Source organism: Synechocystis sp. PCC 7509 (assembly GCF_000332075.2).
Classification (GTDB): Bacteria; Cyanobacteriota; Cyanobacteriia; order Cyanobacteriales; family Chroococcidiopsidaceae; genus Aliterella.
In genome coordinates, this window is record NZ_ALVU02000001.1 from 2,757,326 (window position 1) to 2,770,071 (window position 12,746).

The 12,746-nt window shown below is 41.2% G+C and carries 12 protein-coding genes; 8 read left to right on the plus strand and 4 right to left on the minus strand.

Translation table 11 applies throughout. The features are described 5' to 3' along the window. Positions 1 to 38 precede the first annotated feature (38 nt). From SYN7509_RS0213805 to larB, 3 genes are read left to right on the plus strand one after another with little or no spacing between them, the layout of a single operon-like run. Positions 39 to 1,817 (plus strand): ABC transporter substrate-binding protein, encoded by a 1,779-nt coding sequence (locus tag SYN7509_RS0213805; RefSeq protein ID WP_051482584.1) that lies wholly within the window; start codon positions 39 to 41, stop codon positions 1,815 to 1,817. After that, positions 1,781 to 1,927, plus strand: a complete 147-nt coding sequence (locus SYN7509_RS30155; RefSeq protein WP_158506154.1) for a hypothetical protein — start codon at positions 1,781 to 1,783, stop codon at positions 1,925 to 1,927. Before SYN7509_RS0213805 ends, SYN7509_RS30155 begins: the two co-directional genes overlap by 37 nt. A 2-nt stretch (positions 1,928 to 1,929) precedes the next feature. Next, positions 1,930 to 2,706: a nickel pincer cofactor biosynthesis protein LarB gene (gene larB, locus SYN7509_RS0213810; RefSeq protein ID WP_009633291.1), complete on the plus strand. Its 777-nt coding sequence runs from the start codon at positions 1,930 to 1,932 to the stop codon at positions 2,704 to 2,706. Here the strand turns inward: larB and SYN7509_RS0213815 are convergent. Continuing rightward, a complete protein-coding gene (locus SYN7509_RS0213815) occupies positions 2,703 to 2,975 on the minus strand; it encodes a ssr2422 family thylakoid membrane protein (RefSeq protein ID WP_009633292.1) in 273 nt (90 codons plus the stop codon). The genes larB and SYN7509_RS0213815 overlap by 4 nt on opposite strands. Before the next feature lie 46 nt (positions 2,976 to 3,021). On the opposite strand from SYN7509_RS0213815, the gene SYN7509_RS0213820 reads away from it, so the two are divergent. Both SYN7509_RS0213820 and SYN7509_RS0213825 read left to right on the plus strand, forming a co-directional pair. Next, complete coding sequence (locus SYN7509_RS0213820; RefSeq protein WP_028954311.1) at positions 3,022 to 3,837, plus strand: DUF6745 domain-containing protein; 816 nt, start codon at positions 3,022 to 3,024, stop codon at positions 3,835 to 3,837. A gap of 77 nt (positions 3,838 to 3,914) precedes the next feature. Continuing rightward, a complete protein-coding gene (locus SYN7509_RS0213825; RefSeq protein WP_009633294.1) occupies positions 3,915 to 4,559 on the plus strand; it encodes a Uma2 family endonuclease in 645 nt (214 codons plus the stop codon). Positions 4,560 to 4,666: 107 nt separating this feature from the next. Here SYN7509_RS0213825 and SYN7509_RS0213830 read toward each other — a convergent pair whose 3' ends face one another. Further along, positions 4,667 to 6,256, minus strand: a complete 1,590-nt coding sequence (locus SYN7509_RS0213830; RefSeq protein ID WP_009633295.1) for a glycoside hydrolase family 57 protein — start codon at positions 6,254 to 6,256, stop codon at positions 4,667 to 4,669. Between the two features lie 224 nt (positions 6,257 to 6,480). On the opposite strand from SYN7509_RS0213830, the gene SYN7509_RS0213835 reads away from it, so the two are divergent. Continuing rightward, complete coding sequence (locus SYN7509_RS0213835; RefSeq protein WP_009633296.1) at positions 6,481 to 7,620, plus strand: EcsC family protein; 1,140 nt, start codon at positions 6,481 to 6,483, stop codon at positions 7,618 to 7,620. A 104-nt stretch (positions 7,621 to 7,724) separates the two neighbouring features. On the opposite strand, the gene SYN7509_RS0213840 is transcribed toward SYN7509_RS0213835, so the two are convergent. Next, complete coding sequence (locus SYN7509_RS0213840; RefSeq protein WP_009633297.1) at positions 7,725 to 8,864, minus strand: glycosyltransferase family 2 protein; 1,140 nt, start codon at positions 8,862 to 8,864, stop codon at positions 7,725 to 7,727. A gap of 661 nt (positions 8,865 to 9,525) precedes the next feature. On the opposite strand from SYN7509_RS0213840, the gene SYN7509_RS0213845 reads away from it, so the two are divergent. Further along, a complete protein-coding gene (locus SYN7509_RS0213845; RefSeq protein WP_009633298.1) occupies positions 9,526 to 11,688 on the plus strand; it encodes a cation:proton antiporter in 2,163 nt (720 codons plus the stop codon). A gap of 2 nt (positions 11,689 to 11,690) precedes the next feature. Beyond that, a complete protein-coding gene (locus SYN7509_RS0213850; protein WP_009633299.1) occupies positions 11,691 to 12,197 on the plus strand; it encodes a hypothetical protein in 507 nt (168 codons plus the stop codon). Here SYN7509_RS0213850 and SYN7509_RS0213855 read toward each other — a convergent pair. Beyond that, positions 12,194 to 12,730, minus strand: a complete 537-nt coding sequence (locus SYN7509_RS0213855; protein WP_028954312.1) for a DUF3172 domain-containing protein — start codon at positions 12,728 to 12,730, stop codon at positions 12,194 to 12,196. The two genes, SYN7509_RS0213850 and SYN7509_RS0213855, sit on opposite strands and share 4 nt — an antisense overlap. Positions 12,731 to 12,746: the final 16 nt, after the last annotated feature.

Below are 12,746 nucleotides of genomic sequence, written 5' to 3' on the forward strand. Positions count from 1 at the left end.
ACCTTGTAAACTAGAGAGATTTAGTAACTTTGCTAGAGATGTTTGCAATGTTTCCTTTGATGCGGCGGTGGTTGGTGGGATTATTCACAGTGGTAATTGCGATCGCTCTTTACGGTTGCAATCCCACAGATTTCAAGTCTCAAGCCGCGCAAGTAACCCAAATAGTTGCTCGAACTCCTGGCGATCCGCAGAGTTTTAATTATGCCTTAAACCAATCATCTCCTAGTGTTTTTGGGTTTATTTATGAGGGAATGACTGTAGAAAATGGCAAAAATGGCGAAATAGAACCAGGAATTGCTCAATCTTGGGAAACTTCAGAAGATGGCAAACAGATTGTTTTTACTCTTAGACCGGGCTTAAAATGGTCGGATGGAGAACCTTTAACCGTTGATGATGTTTTATTTACTTACAACGACATTTACTTAAACGAGCGGATTCCTACAGATTTTCGAGATGTTATCCGCGTTGGTGAAAGTGGCGCTTTACCAAAAGTCCGCAAAATAAGCGATCGCCAAGTAGAATTTACAGTACCCGAACCCTTTGCACCTTTTTTAAGAACCGTTGGTGGAGTGGCAATTTTACCTAAACACTCCCTGCAAAAATCTATAACTACAAATAATAGCGAGGGAAAACCTCAGTTTTTATCAACCTGGAGTACCGACGCAGATCCCAAAAAAGTTGTTGGGAATGGCCCTTATGTGCTAGAAAGCTACGCTACAAATCAAAGGGTAGTATTTCGACGCAATCCTTACTACTGGCGCAAAGATGCTCAAAATAATGCTTTACCTTATATTGAGCGATTAATCTGGCAAATTGTCGAATCCCCTGATACAGGTTTAATTCAGTTTCGTTCTGGTGGCTTAGATATTTTAGAAATTGGCCCCGCAACTTTCCAATTGCTCAAAAAGGAAGAAAAGCGCGGAAAGTTTACAATCTACAGTGGTGGCCCGGATTTTGGCACTAATTTTATTACCTTCAATCTCAATAAAGGCAGTAGAAAAGGTAAACCATTAGTAGATCCTATTAGATCCCGTTGGTTTAATACTGTAGCTTTTAGACAAGCTATAGCTTACGGACTCGACCGCCAAACGATGTTAAATAATGTATATCGGGGGATTGGTGACTTTCAAAATTCGCCCATTTCTGTGCAAAGCCCTTATTATTTTTCACCTCAACAAGGGTTGAAAGTTTACGATTACAACCCCGAAAAATCAAAAGAATTACTACGACTAGCAGGATTTAAGTACAACAATACAGGACAATTGCTGGACGCTAAGGGTAATAGAGTACGTTTTACAATGCTAAGTCAAGCGGGAAATCGAACTGTAGATGCGATCGGTTCTCAAATCAAGCGCGATATGAGCAAGATTGGTATTCAAGTAGATTTTAATCCAGTAGACTTTGGGGTACTTGTAGACAGAGTTACTAACTCTTTAGAATGGGAATGTTATTTTGGAGCAATTACAGGCGGTATTGAGCCAAATGGTGGTGCTAATGTGTGGCTACCCAATGGTGGATTTCACCCCTTCAATCAACAACCACAACCAGGACAACCACCCATAGAAGGACGAGAAGTAGCGCCTTGGGAAGCAGAAATTGGACGCTTGTATATTCAGGGTGCAAAAGAAGTAGATGAAACCAAGCGCAAAGCTATCTATGCAGAAACTCAGCGTTTGACGCAAGAGAATTTACCTTTTATTCATTTAGTTAATCCTTACGCTTTAGCTGCAATGCGCGATCGCCTAGACAATACAAAATTTACCGCTTTAGGGGGAACTCTTTGGAATATCTACGAAATGAAAGTTGCCGCAGATTAGTCGCACTGTGCGATCGCATCCAAGGAGTAGAATACACCGCTCTCGGCTCTCAAGGCGGTACATTGTGGGATAAATATAAACTCAAAGTAGTAACAAAACAACTAAATTAACTGTGACTCAAGCTAACAATCTGCAAAGTCTGCTCGAATCTGTAGCTGCGGGGGAAGTAGATCCCGCCGTTGCTTTAGAAAAATTCAAACACCTTGGTTATGAAACTGTAGGGGATTTTGCTCGAATAGATAGCGATCGTACTCGTAGAACTGGCTTCCCAGAAGTCATATGGGGTCAAGATAAAACCCCCGATCAAATTGCTCAAATTATGGAGACAATGCGCCTCCATAGCCCGGTAGTCATGGCTACGCGCATAAATAGTAACGTCTACGCACAGTTAGAAACTCTAGTTACAGGATTGCAGTATTACCCCGCCGCGAGAATTTGCGCCCTTTCACCAGAAACAGTTACACCCCAATATCCCGGAATTATCAGTATTTTAGCGGCAGGAACAGCAGATTTACCTGTAGCCGAAGAAGCGGCGGTTACAGCGACTCTTTGCGGCTTTCAAGTACAGCGTTTATGGGATGTGGGAGTAGCAGGGATTCATCGCTTACTCAACAATCGTCATGTAATTGATTCGGCTAATGTGTTAATTGCGGTGGCTGGAATGGAAGGGGCTTTACCAAGTGTAGTTGCAGGTTTAGCCGATTGTCCGGTGATTGCTGTACCTACTAGCATTGGCTACGGGGCTAATTTTGGTGGACTTGCACCTTTACTTACAATGCTCAATTCTTGTGCGGCGGGTGTAGGCGTTGTCAATATTGATAATGGCTTTGGTGCGGCAATTTTGGCAGGGCAGATTTTACGGACAGCGGCGAAGTTGAATAAACTTTAACTTGCCGATTCTATACTTGTAACCAAGGCATTAATTAGCGGTGCGATCGCATTTAAAGCCGAAGGTATTATCACCGCCGCCACCGCCGCTACAATTATCGTAGTTGCAAGGCGTACCATTGCATCCGACGCTTTTTGATAAGTGTCAAATTTATAATCGACTTTCTCAAGGTTTAATTCTAATTGGTCTAACCTCTGGTTAATTTGACGCAATTCCGATAAAACTGTTGCCTCAAAATTATTTTGTGCATCTGGTTGGTTTGTTGTCATTTTTTTTGCTGCAAAGCCTGTAATTTTATTATGACTTAATTAAAATATGCCAAAACGCATCATTTCTATGCCAAAACGCATTATTTCAGAACTATCACCGGAACAAGAAGCAATGCTTCCTAGCTATCGAGACAAGTGGCGATCGCTATCTATATTAACTGAACCGATTAATAAAGAAAAAGTTACAGCAGTTATTAAAGCCGCTTATGCGGTAAGTGGCTATGGTGAGCCTGAAATTTTATTTTATAGCAGTCCTATGGAGTCAATTAAAAAGGTTATTGCGGTTGAGAATTTTAAGGATTATTTAGGACGTAATATCAATATTAAATTTATTAAAAGAGTAATAGATCACCTTCAACATCAAGTTATGCAACAGTTTGAGGAGCAATTATTCATTAGTAGACTGCTTAATCAGATTAGCATTCCAGAATTTCCCCATTATTCAACCCAGAGTCATCCACGAGTTTCATACTTTCCGTCGTATAGTGTAACAAGCTGCACTGAACAACAATTAATTGCCGATTTCGACCAATCGAAAATTGAATTTACTGACTATTCATACTTTACACGCAACCTTACTAGACCAGCAGAAGGGGCAATTTGGGGTTGTATGTTTGATTTCTGTATCTCGGTTCTCAAACTACAGCATGATCGTCAAAAATGGCAAGTTCTTCAAGAATTAATGCAACACTCTGGTTTCATCTTTCAATATGAGAAAGTTTGCATAGTTTGCGATCGCCCTTATAAGTTATCTTTTGACCAAGAAAATAGACTTCATGCCGAAGGAGAACCCGCTATGCAATTTACTGACGGTTATAGTGTTTATGCTTGTCATGGTAGTAATCCTTTTGAATTGAGATGAGTTTAAAGCGATCGCATAACTTCCCACAACAAGCTTATACTTGTATTTAATAGTTAGACAAATTTGCAAGTAAATTTATGCTATTACAACTTAATCAATTCGTTGTAAAACCTGGGCAACAATTATTACTAAAAGATGTTCCTTGGCAGATGTATGAAAACATTTTAGAGGAATTGGGAGAAAGGCGTTCAACTAAAATTAATTACTTCCAAGAAATTCTAGAAATCATGACTCCGTTACCAGAACATGAAGATGACAAAGTAATAATTGGTGACTTAGTAAAAGCGCTGCTTGAAGAACTAGATATTGAAGCTAGAAGCCTTGCGTCTACAACATTTAAAAGTGAAAGCATGAAAACTGGAGTAGAAGCAGATGACTGTTTTTATATTCAAAATGAAGCAGCAATTAGAGGCAAAAAACGGATAGACCTAACTATAGATCCGCCGCCAGATTTGGCACTTGAGATTGATATTACTTTCCGCACTCGTCTTGATAATTACGAAGCTTTGGGAGTGCCGGAGTTATGGCGATACGATGGTCAAAGTTTAGAAATAAATGTGTTGGAAAACGGCAAGTATGTTAAATCAAATATTAGCCGCAACTTTCCTAGCCTGCCTCTAATTGATGTTATTCATCAGTACGTTGAGAAAAGTAAGATTAAAGGTAGAAACGCCACAATTAAAGCTTTTAGAAGTTGGGTAAGATCCCAAATAAAAAAATAAGTTTTCAGTGAAAAGATCCGCCGCGATCGCACCTTGTTACCCTGTAAAATTGACAAGGAGCGATTATCCAAGGGGTAGCGCCAGGGGCGATCGCATTAGACTAAAACCTACGCTGGACGATAAACGCGGTAATTGATTTCGGGGAAAATATTATCTATTTCTTCGACTTTTTCCAGCCAACCGCTATCAATTTTGCCGATGTTGATGTCTTCGTAGAGCTTATTAAACCGCATTAAGTGCGATCGCGTTCTGCGTACAGCATAAGGAACCATTGTCCCTGTCCGCATAATAAACGCCCAATCGGAAGATTGCGCGAGTAATACTTCTCTAGCGGCTTGATTTAAAGCTTTCCACTCCAACTCATCGGCGGGTTCTCTGCGCCCTAATTCAATCATCCTTTCGGCGGCTTTGTGCAAATGGGGATAAACCCAAGCATTAGTTTCATTTAGCCAATATTCGTGAAAGCCCTTAAAGCCCCAGCTAGATTGAGAAGGACGACAAACTTGTTGGCTGGGATTTTCCCGCAAGTAGTCTGCTAAGTGAGTCATTTTGTAAGTTCCCTGATCGTACCAAGACTTGCGGTACAAGTAATCAATAAACCAAGGGCCTTCATACCACCAATGACCAAATAACTCTGCATCGTAAGGAGAAACAATTATGGGTGGGCGTTGCATCATTCCATGCAAATTACTAACTTGCTGCTCCCGATTGTACATATAGTTGGCGGCGTGTTCGGCGGCTTTTTGTTTTGCCCAGTAAGGATCGTAAAGAGATTTATCCGATAGTCCCAAACCTCGCCCAGTAATTTTATGGTATTTGACCCCGGTATTTTTGCGCTGACCGTTGGGCATAATGAAGGGTTTAATGTACTCGTACTCTGCCTCCCAGCCCAAATCCTTGTAAAATTCGCGGTATTCCGCCGCGCCAGGATAGCCAACTTCAGACGACCATACTTGTTGAGACGATTCGTGATCACGCCCAAAAACTGCTACGCCAGTTTCGGTAAAAATCGGCGCGTAGCTACCAAAACGCGGACGCGGACGGGCGTAGAGAATGCCATGCCCATCGGTAAGGAAATATCGCAAGCCAGCATCGGCTAACATCCTTTCTAGCCCTTCGTAGTAGGCGCATTCGGGCAACCAAATACCTTTAGGAGGGCGACCAAAAGTTTGCTCGTAGTGTTCGCAAGCTACTTGAAGTTGCGCCCAAACAGCCTGGGGGTACATTTTCATGAGTGGCAAATAGCCGTGAGTCGCACCGCAAGTAATAATTTCTAGGTTGTTAGAGTCTTGAAATTGCTTAAAAGCAGTAACAAGATCGCCTTTGTAGCGTTCCCAGAGTTTACGAGCGTTGCCAAATTCTTTAACGTAGTATTCAGCTAGATAGCGGATATGACCATTATTGCTGTTGCGATCGCTTTCTAGGGCTACTAATTTCTCTAACTGGGCTAAATGTAGGTCATAGCGCTCTTGCAGCAGTTTATCGCGCAGCATGGATACCAAGGGCGGTGTCATGCTCATGGTAATTTTGAAATCGATGCCGTCTTGCTTTAAGCCTTCAAATACTTGCAGTAAGGGAATGTAGGTTTCGGTAATAGCTTCATAAAGCCATTCTTCCTCTAAGACATAATCGCTTCCAGGGTGACGGACGTAAGGTAAATGAGCGTGGAGGACAAGAGCGACATAGCCAGTAACCATAGGAATCTCAATGATGGGGTGTAATAGTTTGGTGCGATTACCCAGGGGGTAGCGCCAGGGTAATCGCGTTTTATAAACTAGATATTTTATGAATTTTATGCCGAAACAGGTAGCAGGAGAAATAGTAAGTTGCGAAGTTTCAAGGTCTTACTTTTGATAAAGGGTAATCAAGCAAAGTACAAGCATTAGATAGATGTTTTTCAGCTTACTTTTTTATTACAACTATGGCTAGAGATGTAGTCAAAGGCGATCGCCCCATTATGACCAATTTGCAAAAACAACCAAAAACTCCGCCTTCTTTATTCGATTATGTAACTAAAAGTGTTACAGAAACTTTCCGCATTGCTTTTGACGCGGGACAAGAAGCGGTGGATCGCACCCACGATTTGCTCTCCCAAGTAACTAAAGGGGCGGGAGAAACTATCGATAATGTCGGTAGTAATTGGTTTGTGCGGCGGTTAACTCGCTTTCTTAATCTCGATTGGCTTCTGGGTGCAACTGATAGTGTTGATGTTGCCAAAGCCCAAAGCGTGGTACAAAAGCTTAAGCAAAAATATCCTCACGAATCACATAGCCAACTCGCGCACCATATTATGGTAGAAAAAGCTACCCAAGCCGGGGGTATTGGGCTTGCTACCAGTTTTTTACCAGGAATAGCGATCGCTCTGTTAGCGGTGGATTTGGCAGCCACAACGCGCTTGCAAGCAGAGATGATCTATCAAATTGCCGCAGTGTATGGGCTGGACTTAAAAGATCCAGAGCGTCGCGGCGAAGTTTTAGGGATTTTTGGTTTAGGTCTGGGTGGGAGTCGATTACTAAAAGCTGTCGGTTTGGGGTTGCTTAGAAATGTACCTTTTGCTGGGGCAACAATTGGCGCAAGCACTGACGCAGCAATGGTTTACTCTTTGGGTTATGCTGCCTGTAGATTTTATGAAACTAAGTTAAAGTCCCCCCAAGAAGTTAAAGCGAAAACCATTAACGACTTGCAGAAACAAAGCCAGCAATATCTAGAAGTTGCGATCGCGCAGCAAGTTATTATGGATCGAATTTTAGTCCATACAATCTTAGTTAGTCATCCCGTCAAGTCTTGGGAAGAACTTTTACCCCAACTGCAAGCTATAAATATTAGCCCAACTTCGCTTCAAGTCATTGCTGAGGATTTCAAGTCGCTGCAACCTTTAAGTGAGCTACTCAATCAACTCAACCGCGACTTTGCAATTCCTTTATTAGCTCAATGTTACCGAATCGTTGAAGCTGATGGCGGGCAAACCCCTGTGGAAACTGAAGTTATAAATGCGATCGCGAATAAGTTCGATCTCGATCTTAATTCTATTAAGTCAATGGTTGACAATCCAGTAAATTGAACTTTAGTTTGTTGTCAACTTGGCTATATTTATAGCCAAGCCTATTTACTTATTGAGCGGATTTCTAATATTAATCTAAACATTTCATAAAACTCACAAAATTACTAATTAACCTCAGACAACTGACGAATAGTATTTAACCTTTTAAGTAATATTAGGTCGTAGGGCTTCCAGATAATCTTTTTTTCTTTAGTGTTAACTTGATTGTTCAGCTTTTCAATTTTTATTGGGGAGCGATTCTTAATTAAATTGTGTTTAAATTCTACCCAAGAGCGGTGATTTGACCATATTAAAGATGTAATTGGATTAACAGCAATTTTGATTAAGCAAACCACTATCATTATATATACTCCAGGGCGTACAAGAGTTGCCCAGTCTGACTTTACAGTTTTAAATAAGCAAAGCAATGTACTCCAGTGAGCGCCCGAAGCATAAACTTTTCCTAATAAATAATTGTAGTAAAAAGTATTAGATAGACGATAAATATTAACGGGGATGGCTGGGTGAATTCGCTGGACATCTGCCATCACTAAATTATAAGATTTTACCATTGACTTATAATTTCCCGCCATACTTCCTATGACTTGCCGATAACCGACTAAAAATTCTGGTACAACCCTAAATTCATAATATTCAGCAATTCGCAAATACATATCCCAATCTTCACAGCCTTGAGCAGCTTCTTGCTTTAATTGATAATTGTAGCCACCAATATGTTTAAAACAAGTACGTCGAATTAGAGGGGTACTAGCATTACCAACAAAGTTGGTACATAGTAAAGCTGTATAAACTTTTCCTTCTGGCTTAAATATAAAATTGTCAGAATACTGACCAATAATTAAATCATTTTCATCAATATTAGCCGACAAAGAATATACTAATCCTACAGATTCGCCTGCTTCTAATATACACTTGACTTGTTTTTCTATTTTACTAGGATACCAAATATCGTCAGCATCAATGGGTGCGATATATTCTCCTTGAGATTTTTCAATAGCTAAATTACGAGCGGTGGCAACCCCGGCATTTTTTTGTTGAATTAGCGTCACACGAGAGTCTTTTTGCGCGATAGATTGCACAAGCTCAAAAGTTTTATCTTTTGAGCCGTCATCCACAACTAAAACCTCTAGGTTGTTGTAAGTTTGACCGAGGACAGAGTTTAAGGTTCGTTCAATAAAAGCCTCGGCATTGTAAGCAGGGATAATTACAGAAACTAGAGGAAACTGAAAATTGATTTTACTCATATAGCAATCCTAAATTAGTCTTTAAAAAGTGAGACTTGTTCGCCCCTAGTCCCCTTGCGTTGAGGAAACCAGACTTTTAGCTACCTCCAATTGGGGGTTTGGGGGCAAGTAAATATTTCACTGGCTCAAAACAGATTGCTATATTTTTTGAGTTATTAAATAAAATAAATATTGCAATATTTGAGTAAATATAATACTTACTCAAAGGTTTTTTTGTAGGTGAAATAGATTAGAGCAATGTAAGTATAAATTTGAGCTTGTAATTGTATATTTTAATGCAAGAAGACAAAGTTGTATAAATATTTTATAAAGTTGCCGCTAATAATGATTAAAGTTATGACAAAGCTATTTAAAGTGGAAATACAAAAAAACTAAGAAATTGTTTAAATTTTTAGATAAAATATTTATTGAAAGTTTTGCTAAATATCTAGAGTCAAAACTGGAATTGCCTGACAATAACTTGAAGTAGATAAATAACGTTGAGTACCTGTAGAACTGAAAGCTTATTAATGGATACTGTGGAAGACTTAAGCTTAGAGATAGGAATTTTAAGCTAAGTAGTGCTAAGTTTTCCCCCCAAATTCCGCAACTACCTTGACAGACAGAAGTTATTGAAGGAATCATCATTAAGACACATCGGATTATTCCATTTGAGGAAACTATGAACGCAGTTGCTATTGTTCTAGTTGAGGTGCTGATTGTAATTGGACTTTCGCGGCTGGTGGGGCTAGGATGCCGAGCAATCAAGCAACCGTTAGTAATCGGCGAAATTATTGCCGGGATTATGCTAGGTCCTTCTTTATTGGGCTTAATTGCCCCCAGTTTAGCTACAACTTTATTTCCTGCCGAAACAATCCCTTACTTATTTGTCCTATCTCAGATTGGACTAATATTTTTTATGTTTCTGATTGGCTTAGAGCTAAATCCTAAATATTTAAGCGGTCAGCTTGAAATCGCAGTTTTAGTATCGCACGTTAGTATTTTAGCCCCTTTTTCTCTAGGAACTCTACTAGCGGTAGTGCTGTATCCTCAGCTTTCTAACGGGGATGTATCGTTTACTGCCTTTGCCTTGTTTTTGGGAGCGGCGATGTCAATTACCGCTTTTCCGGTACTAGCGAGGATTATCACCGAAAATAACTTACAAGGTACGCGCTTAGGGACTTTGGCGCTAACTTGTGCGGCGGTGGATGACGTTACCGCGTGGTGCGTACTAGCTTTAGCGATCGCTGTAGCTAGAACTGGGACAATTAACGGAGCCATCCCCACAATCATCTATTCGTTGATTTATATCGGCTTGATGGTGACGGTAGGGCGTTGGTTTTTAAAGCGTGTTGCTAGGTACTATCAACGTGTGGGGAAAATGAGTCAGTTACTTTTAGCAGGTATTTATGCTGGGGTAGTTGCATCCGCTTTAATTACCGAATTAATCGGTATTCACTTCATTTTTGGGGCATTTTTATTAGGCGCAGTCATGCCTAAAGATGAAGGGTTGGTAAGAGAAATAGCGGAAAAAACCGAAGACTTTGTATTAATTTTTCTGTTACCAATATTTTTCGCCTATAGCGGTCTGCGGACGCAAGTAGGATTGCTCAATCGTCCTGAATTGTGGTTGCTTTGCGCGGGGGTTGTCGCGGTGGCAATTAGTGGTAAGTATTTTGGTACTTACATCGCGGCGCGAGTAAGTGGAATTGAAAATCGCGAAGCTTCAGCCCTCGGTTGGCTGATGAATACACGCGGATTAACGGAACTTATCGTATTAAATATTGGCTTGAACTTGGGGGTAATATCGCCGCTTTTGTTTACGATGCTGGTAATTATGGCGCTAGTTACTACTTTTATGACTTCGCCCTTATTGGAGTGGACTTATCCCAAACGGCTAATTAGATTAGATACGGTTGAGCCAGAAACCGAGATCGGACTCAAAGCCGAAGTTACTTATCGGGTGCTTGTTCCTGTTGCTAACGTAGATACCCAAAAAGGACTAATTCAATTAGCGACAGCGATCGCTCTCAATAATTCCCAAAGTGCTGTAGTTCATCCCCTCAGCTTAGTGGAACTTGAGGAAGATTACGCTTTTCAAAGTATGCCCGCCGAAGCTGATAGGTTGATGGATAAACGCCGCCAACAGCTAGAGCAATTAATTACAACTTTAGAACCCCCAGATATCCGCGCCTTTGTGCAGCCTCTAGTTCGCGTTACTAATGATGTTGCACGAGCTACAGAACAAATTACAAGTCAAAATAAAATTGATTTAATGCTAGTAGGTTGGCATCGCCCAGCTTTTAGCACCAATCGTTTAGGCGGACGTGTGGGGCAAATTCTGAGTATGGCTCCGGTAGATGTAGGAGTTTATGTTGATCGCGGACAATCAGCTATTGAGAAACTGTTAGTAGCTTATTCGGGTAATATTCATGACGATTTGGCGTTAGAACTAGCTTTAAGAATGCTCGTTAGTTCCGAAAGCCGGACTTTATCAATTTTGCGGGTAGTCCAAGCGGGGCAAACCAATAGTGAATTGAGCTATGAATTAAGTGGAGTCATGCAAAACTTGTCCCGTAAAGTGCGCGATCGCATTGATATCCAAGTCCAACAATCCGCCGAACCCATTACTGTAGCGGTGGAAGCTTCCACCCACGTTGATTTAACTATTGCTGGAACAAGCCGCGCTTGGGGAATCGAGCGGCAAACTTTGGGGCGTTATACCGACCAACTAGCGATTCAATGCAAATCTTCCTTGCTCATAACTCGCCGCTACAGCCAAGTTACATCTCATTTGGCTTCGGTAGTTGCGCCTAGCACGGATACAGATAAATCAGGAGTTTAATTGTGAGTAGCCATTTTAATGTTAAATCCTTAAGCTTTTATGCGATCGCCATTGGTTCGGTACTATTACTGTTCAACGTCGTTACAGCCTATGGAGAAAGCAAGCTCAAAGCACCTAAAACTATTGGTGGTAGGTATCAACTTACTTTAGCTAATAGCTTGCCTGGTTGCCCGCAAATAGCGCCGTTAATGCTCCAACTCGATCAGTCTGGCACTTATGTTAATGCCGCCATTTTAAAAAAAGAAGTGCTTAACTCAATGTCCGCCGAAGAAAAACTGACGCTGACGGGTTTATTTAAAGAGCAACAGCTAAGTCTTACGGGTAATGTTGCTAATTCAGTGCTATGCGATCGCCCCCAAGCATCAGGAGAAAGTGCGATCGCTCTTACAAGTCAAATTGAAGGAGATGATTTAGTTGGGACGATTTCTGTCAATGGGGAAGCAGCAAAAACTCCCTTCACTGGCAAAAAAGCTGTCTTACCTAACGCATCGCCATCTTCTGGTCACTAGAACTGTTCGGTATTAGTGGGAGCATTAACTGCTCCTGGTTGATTAATAAAAAAGTTCTGTGCGTCTTCACTTTGATAAATACAGCTAATGGCGGGAGAATTCCCCAAATCTCCCGTAAACCCAAAGGTATTTAACTTTTGCCGACAATCACGCACTTGATCCCCTGTTACTAAGTTACGTTGCTCCAAAACTGCCCAGTTAGATTGGCGCAGTACGCAGCCGGGGCGCATATTTGGTTGGGAAACATAAACTTTAAAAGGTCGCAAAGTGACAAATAAACGTGCATCCATCACCATCGCACTAGCACCGTACTGGACACATATATCGGGGTTAGGAGCTTTTTGATCGATCTGAATACTGGAACTTACATTATTTTCTCCGCCGCCTGTATCCGAGGCAAACAGCGTACCAATCCCAATTCCCAGAATTAATGCCGCCGCCAAAATGGCGATGGTAGCGTAGTTAACGCTGGCGGGTAAGAATGCAAAGGGTTTTTTGTCTGTCACCGTAGACCTACCAGATTTACGTCTCATTTTTACTTAATCAATT